The organism is Chryseobacterium sp. FR048 (assembly GCF_056844665.1).
On the sequence record NZ_JBXDSE010000001.1, the window covers coordinates 623,806 to 641,168 of the forward strand.

Genomic DNA, 17,363 nt, shown 5'->3' on the forward strand with positions numbered 1-17,363 from the left:
GTGATATTGTGAGGGTATATATGCAATTTCCAAGCCAAGATTTTTTATTGTCCAATACTTTGGTGAGAATGCAGACAGTTTATTTCTCCTCCGGTACAATCAGATTCTGATAGTTTTTGATCCCTGCGCTGAACTTTTCTTCCATCTTCTCTCTTAATTTTTTGGGTTTATGAACGATCAGAGAACTTCCAAACCCCAACAATAATCTTTCCAGCTCAAAATTGATCTGCACAGAGATTTTAAACAGAGTTCCATTATGATCTTCACGGATGATCTCCTGGCTTTTATGCAGGGGTTTTGTTTTCACATAAGGTGAATTTGCCGAGTCTACCCAGAAAACTACTGATTTGGGAACAATACCCTCAGAGACAGTAACGCCTACAATATCTTTGAAATACTCATCACCATCCAGATCTTTGTCAATATACTGATGGCTTTCATTCACTTCAATATTTTCCATTCTGTCCAATGCAAAGTTGTACATTTTCTGTTTATAGAGACAGATCAGAAACCATCGGTTATTGAATTCCTTCAGCAGCTGCGGGTGAACTGTATAGATGTTGGATTCTCTGGCGGTAAAGCTTTTATAAAGAATATTCAAAACTTTTTTACCGGCAATACTTTCATAGAGAATGTCAATGTGCTCCAATCCTTTCAGCTGTTCGTTTTTATCCAGATGGATAATAGATTTCTGGCTGGTGGCATGAATGGAATCTTCCAGTTTCTGAATCACCCCGTTCATTTCTTTAAACATCGAGAAATCTTTGAACTGCTTCAGGATCTGGACCGCATTATTCATTGCTTTCAGGTCGCTGTCATTTACAGAAATATTATGAATACTGTAATCAGGATCACTGTAGCGGTAATATTTTCTCTCATACACCTCAATGGGCGCTTCATAACCGAACTTTTCACTCCGCATATTCTGCAGATCAAGTTGTACGGTCCTTTTACTCACATAGGATTCTTTGCCTTCAAATTCAAATAAAGCTTCGGAACATTCATCAATAAGATCTTCCAGCGTATATTTTCTGTATTTGTTCTTAAGACATTTATCGAGGGTCTTATAGCGGATCAGGGCATTTTTGTTGGATGACATGGTGTTGATTTTTAGTTAGGCAAAATTGCAGAAGGGTAAAAGAGCAAAATCGTCAATGCACAAAAAGAGGTAATTGCTGATATGGCAATAAACTCTATTTTTCAAGCGGTTACACTACTGATTCATTATAAAATTCCTCAGCAGATTTGCCTTTTTGCGATACTCCTTTTTGCTTAAAAACTATTTCTCCTTCAAAGCATTTCCTTCAAAAGTAATTCCTTCCCAACCAAATTTCATGAAGTTTCTGATGTTCTGATGATCGTCCCCTTCCGGATTTTTCAAAACATCTTCTCTGTAAAATTCTCCAAAAAGCCTAAGGGTCTTTTCTTTTGAAAGATCCTGAAGACTCGCATAGCTGAACACCTTGCATGAACCGTTATTCTGCCCGGACTGGTTGGTAGTATCCCCATTTTTAAAAGCTGTAGGTGTAAACTCATAATTTGCGTCGATATAAGCAATAACATCCGTAAACTGGATCGTTTCAGGAAAATGTGTCAGTTGTTCTAATAATACCATAAGGATAGGTTTTAAATGATTACGGCACTCAACAAATTCACCTATTGTATCTTTGCTTTGCCTTATTTTTAAACTTTTTGTAAAAATAATTAAAATTTCTTTACCTACGCAAAACTATTGCGCAATAATGATCTTACTTTGCATCATCAAAATGAAATAAAGATGGAATTTAATGGAAATCATTTAATCGAATTAGGATATAGACCAGCAAAATGGTTTAAAGATGCCATTACCTATATCAATGAGAATCATCTGGATGAACATCAGATTGCAGAATATCTGGTACAATTCAAGCAACCAGACCTTATTCCACTTCATGATACAGCTAAAGATTTTGTCATCAACATCAGAGCCGAACACGAAAGTGAAAATGATAATGTGGAGAAAGTCATCAAAACGATGAAAGTGTTGATGAAAACCCCTACTCTGACCAGAGGAGCCTTGATGCCGGATGCCTGCCCTACAGGTCCTGAAGGTTATATCCCTGTGGGAGGTGTGGTGGTTGCCCAGAATGCCATTCATCCGGGATTCCATAGTGCAGATATTTGTTGTTCGGTAATGTTGACCGATTTTGGTAAAGCCAATCCTAAAGAGATTCTTGATGCCGCACACGCTGTAACGCATTTCGGATATGGAGGAAGACCTAGAGGTGAACAGATGCCGATGTCTCAGGAACTGATGGATGCCTTCAGAGAGAATGATTTCTTAAATGATGAGAAATTAATAAGCATTGCCCGTTCTCATATGGGAACTCAGGGGGATGGAAATCATTTCCTTTTTGTAGGAATTTCCAAAAATACAGGAAATACAATGATGGTGACTCACCACGGATCGAGAGCTCCGGGAGCTGCTTTATATGATAAAGGAATGAAGGTGGCCAACCGTTTCAGACAGGAAATTTCCCCTGAAACGTTGAAAGAAAACGCCTGGATTCCTTATGATACGGAAGAAGGGAAATCCTATTGGGAAGCCCTGCAACTGATCAGACAATGGACTAAAGAAAACCATACTTCTATTCATGATGCTGTACTGAACAAACTGGAAATGGAGAAAGAAAACAGATATTGGAATGAACATAATTTTGTCTTTAAAGATGGTGATCTGTTCTATCATGCGAAAGGAGCTACTCCACTGGATGATAAGTTCATGCCTGATATTACAGGACCGAGACTGATCCCACTGAATATGTCTGAACCGGTATTGATCGTTCAGGGAAAAACGAATGAAAGAAACCTTGGTTTCGCCCCTCACGGAGCGGGAAGAAACTTCAGCAGAAGCCAGCATAAAAAATCCATGGCTCATAAAACAACTGAAGAGATCTTCAATGAGGAAACAGCAGGATTGGATATTCGTTTCTACTCCAATGAAATTGATATTTCTGAGCTTCCAAGTGCTTATAAAAGCGCAAAAAATGTAAGAGCGCAGATTGAAGAATACGGATTGTGTGAGGTATTGGATGAAGTAATGCCGTATGGATGTATCATGGCCGGTGATGTTCAGAAGAACGCACCATGGAAGAAAAAGAAGAAATTCAGAAAGGCATGATTGATAAATAAACCTGGTAGGTCTTTGAAAACCTGTTAGGTTAACAAAAAAACTAATAATAAAACCTTATGGATATGAAAGTCTGTAAGGATATGAAAACTTTTCAATAAGGCAGGGGCAGTAGCTCAGATGGTAGAGCAACAAGAATTACTTTTCGCTGCAGGCATATAAAGTTCCTATCAACCACCAGGTTTGTGGGTCACAGGTTCGAATCCTGTCTGCTCCTCAATACGATGAAGATGATTCTATTCAAACGTTAGTCATTTTCATGGGTAAAAAAATATAAGGCAAAGAAAGTTCCTATATATTCCAAGTTTACTTTCCGCCTTTTTACAAAATATAAAGCAAAGGGAGTTCCTATTACACATTAAAGGTTTTTACTCCCAGCTTTTTATAAATTATAGGTAAAAGGAGTTCCTATTACCCTTCACTTTTAATGAATCTTACTCCTCACTTATTTTTTAAACTTAAAACAATGAAAACACTTAAACTATTCAACGCTGTACTGTCCAGAAAATCGGATGAAGCCCCTTTTATTTCCGATAGTGGTTTAGTGATTGAGTCGGATGCACTTTGGGCGAAAAAGCAAATCATAAGCTATTATTCAGAGGAAAAGCTTAGCGGTAATGCTCTTAACAGAACCTTCCATAAATCCTGGGAGAAAATTAAAAACAGTACCAGATTCAATCTGTTCTTTGAGCAGATCACACATTACATTTCTACCTATGGAAGCCAATTTCAGGATAAAGTTTATATTCCGGACGAGATCCTGAATATCCCTGAAACAAAACTTAGCCTCAACATTATCAAGGCTTATTCCAAGGAAGAAATGACAGAGAAGTGCCTTGAGCTATTGAGATCCGGTATTGCTTTGAAAGAGGAAACATTGAATGATATATTCGCCATTCTGAAGGATGAACTGAAGTATACGTTCACAGGAAAGGAAAATATCAGAAACAAGGAAGCCATTGTAAGAGTGGCAGACCTTTATAAGATCTACCCGGAAAATCCAGTGGAGTTTTTGAGATATGTCATTTTCAAAACCACCGGAACCAGTACTCTGATCAAAAATCAGGAACTGATAAAGGAAATCAAAGAAAGTAAATTCAACCCATCAAAGCTGTTTAAAAACTATGGATTGGAAAAGCTTGCAGAGATCTTTAACAGGTTTAAACCTTTGTTTCTGGCGTATAAAAAAAGATGTCCGGAAACCATTAATAAGCTTTCCAAATTATCAAAAATACATCATCTTCCATTGGTCTCTAACCCGCTGAATGATGCTACCAACACATTATTGGAAGAAAAAGATGTGCACTGGCTGGATCATGCAACGCCGTTTGCTCTTTTCAAAGCGCTGTCAGCATGTTATTTAAGAATGTATGGTCAGGATACTTTTGTCTATAGAATCAGAAACGGAAAATCATGGGTGAAGACAGGAAGAAACAGTGATGTCAACGAAATGAACTTTGATTTTATTCTCTCCTATCTGAAAACCAGATTTGATCTTTCGGGAAAGAAATTCTACTTCCCTGAAGAGGTAGAGTTCGGACTTCCTACTTCTGAAAAAATGTTTGTTGGAAATATTCCGACAGGAACAAGATTCTCCGGTGAAAAACTTGCCGTAGGAGTCTATTGGGAAGATGCATGGGGAGCTCAGGACCTGGATCTGTCCGGATTGAATATTACCGGAAAAGCAGGTTGGAATGCTGCCTATAACCAGGGAGACGGAAACCTGATGTATTCCGGAGATATGACTTCTGCCCCTACAGGAGCTGTAGAATATCTTTATGCCAACAGCGGACTGAATACGCCGACTCTGGTCATGAACAATGTTTACTATGGAGAAGCCAACTGCGGTTATAAAATCGTTGTCGGAAAAGGAGATCATATTTCGAGAGATTATATGATGAACCCTAACCTTCTTTTTGCTGAAGTGAAATGTAGCTCGATCCAAAGACAAACTATTCTTGGAATGTTACTGCCCAAAGGTGAAAAACAGACTTTCGTACTTCTGAATTTCGGAGCCGGACATTCCCATGTTTCAGGAAACTCAGAGATTGCGGTGCTGGCAACCAATGCACTTTATCAGCAATGGTACGAACCGATGTCTTTTAATGTACTTATAAAGGAATTGGGAGCATCAGTCGTAACTGAACAAACTGAAGCAGACTATAATTTTTCGCTGGAAGGTTTGGAAAAAGATAGTTTTCTCAAAATATTTAAATAATTTTTTCTTGCGTCATCTGATGAAATCGGGTGGCGTTTTTTTGTGGAGAAGAAGAGCTGTGAGGAGTTGTGGTGACCACCCCGTCAAAAATTCTTTGAATTTTTGCCACCCCTCCAAAGGAGGGGAATGTACAGTCCTTCAATTGAAGAATTTATCATCGTATTGAAGAATTACACATTCATCTTTTTTACAGAAAAATAACCTTCATTCACTTCAATAATGACTTTCTTACCATAATCAATCTGAATATTAAACATATTCTCCAGTGGAAACTGAAGTACAGCCTGAAGAATAAGCCGTATCACTCCGGCATGGGTAACGACCAGAACTTTATTGACCTCTTCTTTCTGAACAAGTTCGTTCCAGAAGCTGAGTACACGGGTTTGCATTTCAAGCAGATTTTCACCACCCGTAGTTTTTACATTGACAAAATCTTTGTACCAGGGAGCAATCTCTTCTTCCGGAATAGCTGTCCATTTTTTCAGTTCCCATTTCCCGAAATTCATTTCTCTCAGCCTTTCGTCCGTTTTGTAGCCGAATTTAAAATAATCTGCCAAAAGACGGCAACGTTTTGATGGGCTTGAAACCACAAGATCAAAATCATTATCCAGGTTTATGTTCTGAAATTCTTCCAGATAATTTTCCCGGAGAGGTATTTCCGCAAATCCATAACACAGATTTTCAGGATTGTCTACTGCAGTATGCCGGATCAGATGAATTTCCATACGATCATTGTTCCTAAATAAAATAATACTTCACATACCTGTTGTACAGACCCCAGACAATCTCCGGTATAGCCGCCGATATGCTTTTTAAAATACCATCCCATATAGATTTTTCCTAAATAAGCCAATGCAAAAGCAATGATCAACCGCCAGTCCGGGATCAGTACAAAAGAAAGTAAAACACTGATAAATCCTACCAATAAAGCCATTCCATCCAATGGTTTATTCGCCAAAGGCTTAGATTTACTGGCATCAATATCTGTAACATACTGATGGGTATAGATCATTGTTCCTGAGATAAAGCGGCTTGAGGTATGGGTTAAAATGATAATCCATAAGGTTTTCATCAAATCAACTGTTCCCAGAGCCTGAATACTGAAGAACTTCAATGCAAACAACAGAATAATCCCAATGGTTCCATAGGCACCAACCCTGCTGTCTTTCATGATGGTAAGAATCTTTTCTTTTCCATATCCGCCTCCGAAACTGTCACACATATCCGTAAACCCGTCTTCATGGAAAGCTCCGGTCAGCAAAACACTGGAGATCATCATGAGAACGATTCCTATCTCAAGATTAAAAAGCTGAGAAGAAAGATACAAAATAGCCGCATTGATCAGCCCTACCAATAATCCGACCCAGGCAAAATACTTCTGAGATCTGTTCATGATCTCACTGGAATACGGAATGGTAAACGGAACCGGAATCCTCGTGAAGAACATCATTGCCGTGGCAAAATAGATCAGTTCATTCTTTACAGCTTTCATTTATTCTTTATTTGAAACATGAGCATCTTCAAAACTTGACATTTCATTCAGGAAATTTACCGCACTTTGAATAAGTGGATATGCTAATGCACAGCCTGTTCCTTCTCCCAGGCGCAGGTTCAGGTTCAATAAGGCTTTCTGCCCCAGTAATTCCAATAGCTGAAGATGTGCATTTTCATCGCTTACGTGGCAGAATATACAATTGTTTAGAATTTCAGGATTCTTTTTCCAGGCTGCAGCAATGGCAACTGTTGCGATAAATCCATCTATCATGATCAGCATATTCTGGTGGAAAGCTTCTTCCATAGCTCCGATCATCTGGGCGATTTCCAGCCCTCCGAAAGTCTGAGCGATTTCATCTACAGTAGTCACTTCCGGATACTTCTCTATGGCCGAAGATAAGATATTGATCTTATTCTGCAGCTGATCATCATTCAGTCCGGTTCCTCTTCCTATGCAGCTTACAATCGGTATATCAAACAGCTTACTCATCATCAGTGAAGAAGCAGAAGTATTTCCTATTCCCATTTCCCCAAAACCAATACTATTACATCCTGTTTCTGCAATTTCAGCCACCACTGATCTTCCGTTTTCAAGTGCCTGCCGATATTCTTCAACAGTCATTGCCGGCTCTTCCAGGATATTACGGCTGGATTTTCTGACTTTTTTATCCAATAAATTCAGTCCTTCAGGAAAATCAAAATTCACTCCGGCATCTACAATTTTGATCTCAATACCCTGCTGTCTGCAAAAAACATTGATTGCAGCACCACCACCCAGAAAATTCATCACCATCTGATAGGTGACTTCCTGCGGATAAGCACTCACTCCCGCCCTGGCAATTCCGTGATCGGCTGCAAAAACCACCATATGTGGCTTTAACAATTGAGGAGAAAGGGTATTTTGAACCATTCCTATTTTGTGGGCAATATGTTCCAGGTGGCCTAATGCACCCAGAGGTTTGGTTTTAAAATCAATCTTATGCTGTAATTCGTTTGATAACATGAATGTAAATGTAGTTATGTTAAATGAGAAAGTGCAATATTAGTGAAATAGAGGGTATTTTGGGGAATATACAATGTAAAAAGTAAAATGTATTGATGACAGGTATAGAAGACAAGAGATAATAGATAATAGACAATAGATAATAGACAAAGAGATGAGAGACCGGAAACTCCTAAGAAACTAAACTTTAGATTTGAAAATTATAAAACGGCAACATTAAACCCTCTCACCCTCAAACTCTCCCACTCTCAAACCCAAAACATCTGCGCAAAAACACTGCGTACACCCTTCTTTATTTTGCTTTATAAATTGAAAAAAATGACAACCAGAATATTAGAAAAAATAAAAGAAGTTGAAGCAGCAAGGGGCATAGAAGTTCTTCTGGCTGTGGAATCAGGAAGCCGGGCCTGGGGATTTGCCTCGCCTGACAGTGATTATGATATACGTTTCATATACCGCCATGAAAAGGACTGGTATCTTTCTCCCTGGGATAAGGATGAAACCATAGAATTTATGACAGAAGATGATCTGGACGGCTCCGGATGGGATCTTCGAAAGACTTTTCACCTGCTGCTGAAGTCGAACGCAGCTTTACTGAGCTGGTTCTACTCGCCTATTGTTTATAAGAAGGATGAAAGATTTGTGGAACTTTTCAAACCTTTGGCAGACGCCTGTTTTTCTCCTATAGCCGTTTCCTATCATTATCTAAGCATGAGTAAGAAATACCTTGAAGCCTGCAGAACTGATGAAGTAAAATTAAAAAGTTATTTTTATTGCCTCCGTACTGCATTGACCGGAAAATGGATCATAGAAAAAGGAACAGTTCCACCTGTATTGTTCAATGATTTGCTTATATTGGCAGATGATGAAGTAAGAACAGCCATAGAAAATCTTGTAGCTCTGAAAGCAACAAAAGGAGAAGCCTATTATCATCCGAATGACTGGAAATTATTTGACTTTATGGAAAAAACCATAACAGATAATGAAGAAAAATCAAAAGGACTGACAGGAAGTAATGCTGATAAAGCTGAAATGGAAAGAGTCTTCAGGGAAATACTGCATCTGTAAATAAAAACTATAACTCATGAAAAATATAATCGCTCTGTCTCCTATGTATACGGAAGACAGCAACAATCTGAAAAAAGCATCCCTCAGTTCACCTTATGAACTGAACCGTTTCAATGCCAAATGGAATGTTCCCGAGGAATTTCGTGGGGATGTGATTGCGGTGTATGGTGAGGATATTTATGCAGAAATTGTTGCTGAGCAATGTCATTTAACCTTGCTTAAACCTACGGATGACTGGCTTGCTCACATTGATGAAGATTTTACAAAGCGTAAAATTTCTTACGGTCAGCTCAAAAACTTCATCGATCAGGAAAATATATTCATCAAATGTTCTGATTTTAAAAGCTTTAAAGCCGGAGTTTTCCAAAAAGTAACCGATATAAAAGGTTTTGATTCTCTGGATCAGGAAATTACCGTTTTCACGTCAGAAGTTGTGGAATGGGATCTTGAGGTAAGGTGTTTTGTTTTCAATAAGGAGATTAAAACTCATTCTTCTTACTGGCGAAACAACGCTTTTGATACCCACCCACTGTCTGAAACGGAACAAAAGGAAATGTTTTCTTTTTTTGATGCATTTATCCAAAAATATGCTTCTACTCTTCCAGAAGCCATTGTCCTGGATTTTGGCATTATCAAAGGAGAAGGCTGGGCTCTGATTGAGGCCAATCCGGCATGGTGTTCCGGGTTGTATGCCTGTGATCCGGAAAAGGCTTTGGAGGTGATTGTGAAAAGTTGTATTAAAAATTAGAATCATGGAAATGATTATTTTTATAGGAATCCCTGCCAGCGGAAAAAGCTCCTTGTACAAAGAGCTTTTTTTCAATTCACACATCAGAATAAGCATGGATCTCCTCAATACAAGAAATAAAGAAGGGAAACTCCTTCAGTATTGTTTTGATACCCAGTCTAAAATGGTCATCGATAATACCAATGTATCCTCAAAAGAAAGGAAAAAATATATTGATCTTGCCCGTCAGAACAAATATAAAATCTTAGCTTATTATTTTGAATCTGATATAAAGACATGTCTCGAAAGAAATAAAAACCGTAAAGATTTTATCAATGAGATCGGGATCAAAGCAAAATTTAAAGAACTGGAGCCACCTTCTTTGGAAGAAGGATTTGATAAAATAGTACAGGTAAAGATCATCAATACCCAATTTGAAATCTGTGATTATGAAATTTGAAGAAATTGAAATTCTGATGCGAAAAAATGAAACACTTTCCGAACAGTATATATTGCCGGAGAATTTCATTATTGTAAGATTAGACGGAAAAGGTTTTACAAAGCTGACTAAAGAAAAGCTTTCATTAGAGAAACCTTTTGATCAAAAATTTAGCAAGGTAATGACCGATACGGTTAAACATCTCTTTAACTCAGGATTCAGAATCATCTATGGCTATACCCAAAGCGATGAAATTTCTCTATTGATCCATAAGGACGATAATACCTTCAGCAGAAAAATAAGAAAGATCAACTCTGTATTGGCCGGGGAAGCCAGTGCTTTTTTTAGTCTTCAGTTTCAGGAGATTTGTGTGTTTGACTGCAGGGTCATTGCAATTCCGAATCAGGAAATGATTTTGGACTATTTCTACTGGAGACAGGAAGATTCGCACAGAAATTCACTATCAGCCTACTGCTACTGGACCTTGAGAAATAACGGATGTAATGCGAAGCAGGCTACTGAAAAAATTGAAAAACTATCGATGGCCGATAAAAATGAATTGCTTTTTCAATATGGAATTAATTATAATAACATCCCTTTCTGGCAAAAAAGAGGAATAGGAATCTTTATAAAAGAAACAGATAAAATGGGTTATAATCCTCTTACAAAGCAAAACGTAGCTTCGATGCGGAAAATTCTTCATGTGGAACAGGAGCTCTCAGTAAGAGAAAACTACAGATCATTTATCAACGCTATAGTAAAGAATGCTCTAAAAAAAGATACAAAAAAGTAATTTTTTTCAAATAAAATAACACTACGCAAATACATTGCGCATCAACTCACTTATTTTGCATCATCAAATAAGAGAGACTGTAGCTCAGAAGGATAGAGCAACGTAAAAATACTTTATATAATTTTAATCTGCTTCGGCAGGTGTGATCATAAAGTTACTTCGCATTCCACGCCGTAGGTCGCCGGTTCGAGTCCGGCCAGTCTTTCTGATGAAGTGGTGTGAGATTAAGGTTACTTCGTAATTTAGATACAAAACCAAGCCTTAATCGGTTTTAATCACTTCTTTTTATTCATTTAAAAACTAATGGTATGTCAAAATTTAACACAAAAAAAACTGGGTTCGACTCTGGTATCATCGCCGGAACATTGACAGATACAGCCGGAAAATACTCAGATTATGAATTGCTGAGAAGGGTAACACTGGCCAACCTGCTTTTTGAATCCGATTATTACCAGTCTGCCGATACAATCATGGCGCAGATTGAAGATCTATGTCATAAAGTGGATGGAGAAAAGATCATTGAACTGGCCATCGAATGCCGTTTCGAGCAAAAGCTGAGACATACTCCGCTATGGCTGCTTATTCTTGCCAATGAAATTCATGGAGTTTCTGTGAAGGATGCCATTGCCAAAATTGCCAACAGACCGGATATGACCATTGATTTACTTCAGATGCTGAAAGTAAGAAACGGTTCTTATAAAATGTCTAAGCCAATCAAAAAAGGACTGGCCAAAGCTTTTGATCAATACGATGAATATCAGATCGCCAAATACAGAAAAAGCAATATGCTCTTATCCCTGGTAGACGTTGTGAATCTGGTACATCCAAAACCAACCGCTAAAAATGAACATGCATTGAAAGCGCTTGTTGAAGATACTCTTCGGCCTGCCAACACATGGGAAGCGGCTCTTTCTCAAGGTGCTGATAAAAAGGAAACTTTTGAAAGAATGATCTCTGAAAAAAGCTTAGGTTCTCTGGCTATTCTGAGAAATCTCAGAAATATGACTGAAGCCGGACTGTCAAGAGAAAATATCAGAACTGCGATCTCACAGGTCAACAGCTCATGGCTTACTCCGTTGAATTTTCTGGCAGCTCAAAGAAATGCCGTAGAATTCACTGCTGATATTGACCATGCGATGGAAAAATGTTTTTCCGGAGAGAAGATCAAAGGAACGACAATTTTAGCCATTGATGTATCCGGAAGTATGGGGCAGATTACCTCTTCCCAGTCTCAGTTTTCAAGGATGGATCTTGCTTTTGCCATGGCAGCTGCGGGTTCTTATATCTTTGAAGATCTGATCCTTGTCTTTACGGCTGGAGACGATCATCAGAGAACAGGAAAACACATGATCTGGAGCAATGGTAAAGGACTTGGATTATTTAATCATTATCGGTCAATCAATGCTGAGGTAGGCCATGGAGGAATCTTTACCTATCAGCTGTGTGAATGGCTGAAAGAAAAAGGATATGCAAAAGATGCTGAACGACTGGTCGTAATCTCCGACAGCCAGGATATTGATGCGCATTACGGACTGAGCAGAAAGCCGGATACGTCACCGTATAAAACGTCTTATATCATTGATATTTCAACCCATACCCATGGTATAAAAACCGGGAACTGGACCGCAGAAATCAATGGATGGAGTGACAAAGTATTTCATTATATTAAAGCTCTGGAAAACTAATGTTTTTCAGAGTTTTTTTTCTAAAACCCAACCAAAGAAAACCATGAAAAAAAAACTAAAATTCAGACATCTGAATGAAGAATTTGCCATTGCTCAGGACAGGGAGAATGAAAGATACGGACTGTACAACAAAATTACACAGACTTTCGACATTCCTGTGATTTACAAATATCTTGATCCTGATCTTGAAAAAAGCCAGCTGCTGGCAGCAGAGAATGAATACGGTTTATATGGTTATCTGAATCTAAAAAATGAAGTTATTATTCCCTTTCAATACGAACATGCCACAGGATTTCGGAATGGGTTTGCATACATCAGCAGGTTTACAGAAGAAGACGGCAGAGGAATAGCTTATGAAGGCGTTATCAATGAAAAAGGAGAACCCCTTCTCCCTATGGAATATGAGAAGCTCTACATTCAGCATCCTCATCATTATGCCATTGTACAGAAGAATGGAAAACAAGGGATCATCACCCTGGATGAACAGGAAATTATCCCTCTGGAATTCGACCATATTGAAACGTTCTGTTATAGTAACGGGGAATTATTTGAGTGTACCCAAAATCAAAAAACAGGTGTTTACGATGTGAAATCAGGCAAATTTGTTATTCCTTTGGAATTAGAAAGCATAGAAGATAGTTTTATAATCAATACAAATCCGGGTTATATATACTATATTTTTACCAGAAACGGACTTCAGGCTTTGGTAAAATTTCAAAATGAAACTTTTACTTTCCTTACCGACTATATTTATACCCATATTGATCATCTTGAAATGTCTGAAAATAGAGTCAGAGTGGCTAGGAATGGGCTCTGGGGAGCTACAGATATAGATGGAAAACTGATTATTCCTTGTGAATATGATTGGATCGATTATGCAAGGAATGGTAAGATAAAGGCAGAAAAAAGTGGGAAAGAATATATTTTAGACCTTAACGGGACCTTAAGAGAATCAAAATAAGGGTAAGTTATCTTTTAGAAAGAAGATTATAGACTATTTTTGAAGAGTATTATCCATACAGCATAAAACATAACCATGCAAAAAGAAAGCATCATCACCATCAACCGGACAAAGGAAAATTCCAATTTGAACTGGGCCCTAAAACGTTACCTCCCGGGTTTTAAAGACGGTCAGAAAACGATTACCGGAATCTATTTCCCATGGGAACAGCTCTTTGAAAATAAAGAAAATATCACAGAGATTTCTGAAAAAATCACACAGCTTTTCAATGAATATGCGGCTAATCATTCTTTTGGAAGCATTCATTATCAACCTCAGCACAGAGATGTCTTTCTTTGTAGAATAGATGTATTTTCTTCCTATTACTGGATTGAATTTATTTATACAAAAAACCGATGGAATCTCAAAACCAAAAACTATCAGTGGGAAGATGAATCTTTTATTCTATCTCATGGAACATCCGATGACCAGGATTTTATCGGTACCCAGATCGGATATAAGATTCTTTTCTATTCCTACGAACATCGTCCAAAAGATGAAAACGGGTACAGAAAAAGAAAATACAGTCTGCCTGTTTATACCAACAAAGAAAATTTTCTCAACAGCCATTATCAGTTTTATTTTTCAAAAAGTGACGGATTGAGAAGTGATCTTAGGGTAAGAAGTGTCGATCTGCTGATTGATAAAGATTTTGATTATTTCTTACATATCTACTCTAACGAACGCTCAGAAGATACAGGACGTCCACTGGATTTCATCTGGCAGGGACAGCTTCCTAAAAAAATTCTTTACCAGATTCTGGAAGTTATTCATCAAAATAAAACGTACAGATATTATGGCGGCGGCCCTATATTGGACCTTCCCCAAACACATTTTATGTTTAAGATCAATGAAAATATCCATACTGCCGGCATTCTTTCTTTTACAGATGAAAAAGATCCCGATCTTAGCAATCTGGAAGCCCTGGAAACGGCCATTATAGAATGGGTAGACAAAATTGTTGAATTACAAAAAGAAGGATTATCATGAATTATAAAGTCATCTACAACGAGGAAAAGCTTAAAGACTTCATCAACTGGCTTCCGGATCTGCAGCCTAATGAACAATACTATGTGCAGCTCCTGGCAAGAAGAAAATACAACCCGGAAACCGGACTAAAATCTGACAAAGCTCAGTTAAAACGTTTTACCACCACCAAGGAAAGACTGTTTCATAAAATCAGCCAGCTTGAGCTTCCTATCGGGCGTTACGAATCTGGAGATGTTGACGTTTCTCAGGATAATCTGGCACTGTATATCACTCCCAATCCAAGGGATCTGCATAAAGCTTCTTTATTGCTGATGCGGGAAATTTCAGACAAACTGATCAGAAATGACAATGCCATCAATCCGCACACATTGTCTTTGAATATTATCCAGACCACCACTTCAAGGAAAATATTCTTCGATCTTGATATTGATTTTAAAACGGAAAACCATCAGATCGCTATTGACAAATTCCGAAAAGATATAGAAGATTGTCTCAATACGGACTGCCTCAGCTTTATCAAAACCAATGGCGGGCTGCATTGCCTGATCAAATTGGAAGATATTGAAAAGGAATATCAGAAAAGCTGGTACCAAAAGGTTTCACAATTGGGCTGCGATGAATATGAAGTAACTATGAACGGAGATAATGTGCTTCCGGTACCCGGAGGTGTGCAGGGAATAGATTTTTCACCTTATTTTTTAGATTAAATAAGTATGTGTACAGCCAATAATGAAATAAAGTTTTGTACTTGTGCCGAAGGGAATATTGATGAAATCAAAAATATTTACATCTGGACTTTGAATCGGTATATGGGTTCGAAAGAATCAAGAATAAGAGGGATCATCATGCGTCCTATCGAAGATTTTGAAAACGGGATTTCCACGGACGGCATCCTCTCAAAATTAAATATGGGAAATATCTTTGATTTTGAATATACTCCTCAGGAAAGAGATACTTTACAGATCCATTTTAATGCAAAGCACAGAGTCGAATATCAATATTTCTCATTAATATTTAAAGATAAAATATGGCAAAAAGGCCGTAATCCTGCTTTCACAAGCAAGGAGGAAAAAATTGCAGAGGGAGAAGTGCAGATTATGTACAAAAAAGAAAATCTTTTTCTGAAGCATTGTGAAGATTTACAGGCAAAATATGGAATTGAAATACCGGAATCGGTCAAAATAAAGGCTTCCGGCTTACCCATTGATTCATCAGATCCTGTTTATCTGGCTATAAAAAACTTCAAAGAATGTAAGATTTTCTACACCGAAGATTTTATAGAACTTGCTGCCCGGAAGTATTTCGATACACATCCCAATACTGAGAGCTCAGAGAAATTACAATTGATGATCGATCAGGCTCAAAACAGCTTTTCATTACCGGAAAAAAAGTTTGTCTCTCACGAAACAGATTTCTCTTTTCTTAACGACTGTTTTCATGATCTAAGTGGCAATATTGGCAAAGGCGTGGTTATTGCCATTCCTATTCAGGATCGTGAATATCTTATCGTTAATGGATTCCTGTATGGAAGAACAGTAGTCAGAAGTCAGAAAGATAAAAGATATTTTAAGAATAAAAATCAAAAATTAAAATACGAAGGCTTTGAGTCTTCTAAAAAATCATGAACATCCAGGACCTAAAAAATAAAAACCTCATCCTCTTCGAAGCTATCTCGGGAAGCAGAGCTTTTGGATTGGCAACGGAAAATTCAGATACGGATATAAGGGGAGTATATTACCTGCCGAAAGAAGATTTCTTTGGGCTGAACTATATTCCGCAGATCTCTAATGAGACGAATGACATTACGTATTATGAAATCGGAAGGTTTGTAGAGCTGCTTCAGAAAAACAACCCGAATATTCTGGAAATTCTGGCAAGTCCTGAAGATTCTATTCTGTATAAAAACCCATTGATGGACCTTTTAAAAGCTGAAGATTTTCTATCAAAATTATGCAAAGACACGTTTGCCGGATATGCCGTTTCACAGATCAAAAAAGCAAAAGGACTCAATAAAAAGATCTTAAATCCTGTAGACAAGGAAAGAAAATCGATTCTGGATTTTTGTTTTATTTTAAAAGGTCAGGGCTCCGCATCATTGAAACAATGGCTTTCAGAAAATGGAAAAACTCAGGAAAACTGTGGTTTGGTCAATATTGATCATACCAAAGGAATGTTTGCTCTATTTTATGATGAATCCGGAAGTTTAGGCTATAAGGGTGTGATTCAGCATGAAGAAGCTAATCAGGTTTCCGTGTCATCCGTTCCTGAAAATGAAAAGCCAGTTGCTTACCTTTTTTCTAATCTGGATGCCTACTCTACCTACTGTAAAGACTACAGAGAGTACTGGAAATGGGTATCTGAACGCAATGAAGACCGCTACAATGTCAACCAAACCCATGGGCAAAATTATGACAGCAAAAACATGATGCACACCATCCGTCTGCTGCAGTCCTGTGAGCATATTTTCAAAACCAATTTATTGGAAATCCGTGTCAAAAACCGTGAGGAACTTCTGGACATTAAAGCAGGCAATCAATCTTACGAATCGGTCATGCATACGGCTGAAGACCTGATTCAGTCTATTGAGCATTATCATTCAATATCCACTCTTCCGGATTTTCCGGATTTAAAAAGAACAACAGATATTCTGATAAAGATCAGAGAGAATTTATATCAATAAGACAACCGACTGGAAGATAAGTCATTAGCCATTGGTAAAATTAAAACTCTTCCGGTCACTTTTCTCACTCCCAAACTCTCCCACTCTCAAACCCTCA

The 17,363-nt window shown here is 37.9% G+C and carries 17 protein-coding genes and 2 tRNA genes; 14 read left to right on the forward strand and 5 right to left on the reverse strand.

The window, feature by feature from the left end:
- Positions 1-79 precede the first annotated feature (79 nt).
- Both AC106K_RS02715 and AC106K_RS02720 read right to left on the reverse strand, forming a co-directional pair.
- Positions 80-1,099, reverse strand: a complete 1,020-nt coding sequence (locus AC106K_RS02715; RefSeq protein ID WP_482443309.1) for a helix-turn-helix transcriptional regulator — start codon at positions 1,097-1,099, stop codon at positions 80-82.
- Positions 1,100-1,279: 180 nt separating this feature from the next.
- On the reverse strand, positions 1,280-1,615 hold the full coding sequence (locus AC106K_RS02720) for a HopJ type III effector protein (protein ID WP_482443310.1): 336 nt from the start codon (positions 1,613-1,615) through the stop codon (positions 1,280-1,282).
- A 744-nt stretch (positions 1,616-2,359) separates the two neighbouring features.
- Between AC106K_RS02720 and AC106K_RS02725 the strand changes: the two genes are divergently transcribed.
- The 3 genes from AC106K_RS02725 to AC106K_RS02735 all read left to right on the forward strand — a co-directional run bounded on the left by AC106K_RS02725 (position 2,360) and on the right by AC106K_RS02735 (position 5,387).
- Positions 2,360-3,160, forward strand: coding sequence for an RtcB family protein (locus AC106K_RS02725; RefSeq protein WP_482443540.1), 801 nt, complete (start codon positions 2,360-2,362; stop codon positions 3,158-3,160).
- A 114-nt stretch (positions 3,161-3,274) separates the two neighbouring features.
- Positions 3,275-3,386, forward strand: a tRNA-OTHER gene (locus tag AC106K_RS02730).
- 249 nt (positions 3,387-3,635) lie between these two features.
- A complete protein-coding gene (locus AC106K_RS02735) occupies positions 3,636-5,387 on the forward strand; it encodes a hypothetical protein (RefSeq protein WP_482443311.1) in 1,752 nt (583 codons plus the stop codon).
- 170 nt (positions 5,388-5,557) lie between these two features.
- Here AC106K_RS02735 and cobC read toward each other — a convergent pair whose 3' ends face one another.
- The 3 genes from cobC to cobT are packed head-to-tail and all read right to left on the reverse strand — an operon-like array spanning position 5,558 to position 7,902.
- A complete protein-coding gene (gene cobC, locus AC106K_RS02740; protein ID WP_482443312.1) occupies positions 5,558-6,112 on the reverse strand; it encodes an alpha-ribazole phosphatase in 555 nt (184 codons plus the stop codon).
- Complete coding sequence (locus tag AC106K_RS02745; protein ID WP_482443313.1) at positions 6,097-6,879, reverse strand: adenosylcobinamide-GDP ribazoletransferase; 783 nt, start codon at positions 6,877-6,879, stop codon at positions 6,097-6,099. Before AC106K_RS02745 ends, cobC begins: the two co-directional genes overlap by 16 nt.
- A complete protein-coding gene (gene cobT / locus AC106K_RS02750) occupies positions 6,880-7,902 on the reverse strand; it encodes a nicotinate-nucleotide--dimethylbenzimidazole phosphoribosyltransferase (protein WP_482443541.1) in 1,023 nt (340 codons plus the stop codon).
- Positions 7,903-8,202: 300 nt separating this feature from the next.
- Between cobT and AC106K_RS02755 the strand changes: the two genes are divergently transcribed.
- The 11 genes from AC106K_RS02755 (at position 8,203) to AC106K_RS02805 (ending at position 17,266) form a co-directional block, all read left to right on the forward strand.
- Complete coding sequence (locus AC106K_RS02755; RefSeq protein ID WP_482443314.1) at positions 8,203-8,952, forward strand: nucleotidyltransferase domain-containing protein; 750 nt, start codon at positions 8,203-8,205, stop codon at positions 8,950-8,952.
- 16 nt (positions 8,953-8,968) lie between these two features.
- Entirely contained in the window at positions 8,969-9,700 is a 732-nt protein-coding gene (locus AC106K_RS02760) for an ATP-grasp domain-containing protein (RefSeq protein ID WP_482443315.1), read from the forward strand.
- Between the two features lie 4 nt (positions 9,701-9,704).
- A complete protein-coding gene (locus AC106K_RS02765; protein WP_482443316.1) occupies positions 9,705-10,139 on the forward strand; it encodes an AAA family ATPase in 435 nt (144 codons plus the stop codon).
- Positions 10,129-10,911: a tRNA(His) guanylyltransferase Thg1 family protein gene (locus AC106K_RS02770; RefSeq protein WP_482443317.1), complete on the forward strand. Its 783-nt coding sequence runs from the start codon at positions 10,129-10,131 to the stop codon at positions 10,909-10,911. Before AC106K_RS02765 ends, AC106K_RS02770 begins: the two co-directional genes overlap by 11 nt.
- A 73-nt stretch (positions 10,912-10,984) precedes the next feature.
- Positions 10,985-11,116 (forward strand) — tRNA-OTHER (locus AC106K_RS02775).
- Positions 11,117-11,219: 103 nt separating this feature from the next.
- The gene (locus tag AC106K_RS02780; RefSeq protein ID WP_482443318.1) at positions 11,220-12,596 is read left to right on the forward strand and encodes a TROVE domain-containing protein; all 1,377 of its coding nucleotides are present in this window, start codon (positions 11,220-11,222) and stop codon (positions 12,594-12,596) included.
- A gap of 43 nt (positions 12,597-12,639) precedes the next feature.
- Positions 12,640-13,557 carry a WG repeat-containing protein gene (locus AC106K_RS02785; protein WP_482443319.1) on the forward strand — a complete coding sequence of 306 codons (918 nt, stop codon included), beginning with the start codon at positions 12,640-12,642 and terminating at the stop codon, positions 13,555-13,557.
- 75 nt (positions 13,558-13,632) lie between these two features.
- Complete coding sequence (locus tag AC106K_RS02790; protein ID WP_482443320.1) at positions 13,633-14,586, forward strand: hypothetical protein; 954 nt, start codon at positions 13,633-13,635, stop codon at positions 14,584-14,586.
- Entirely contained in the window at positions 14,583-15,293 is a 711-nt protein-coding gene (locus AC106K_RS02795) for a tunnelling fold family protein (protein WP_482443321.1), read from the forward strand. The genes AC106K_RS02790 and AC106K_RS02795 overlap by 4 nt, the downstream gene beginning before the upstream one ends.
- Before the next feature lie 6 nt (positions 15,294-15,299).
- A complete protein-coding gene (locus tag AC106K_RS02800) occupies positions 15,300-16,211 on the forward strand; it encodes a hypothetical protein (protein ID WP_482443322.1) in 912 nt (303 codons plus the stop codon).
- Entirely contained in the window at positions 16,208-17,266 is a 1,059-nt protein-coding gene (locus AC106K_RS02805) for a nucleotidyltransferase domain-containing protein (RefSeq protein WP_482443323.1), read from the forward strand. Before AC106K_RS02800 ends, AC106K_RS02805 begins: the two co-directional genes overlap by 4 nt.
- Positions 17,267-17,363 lie beyond the last annotated feature (97 nt).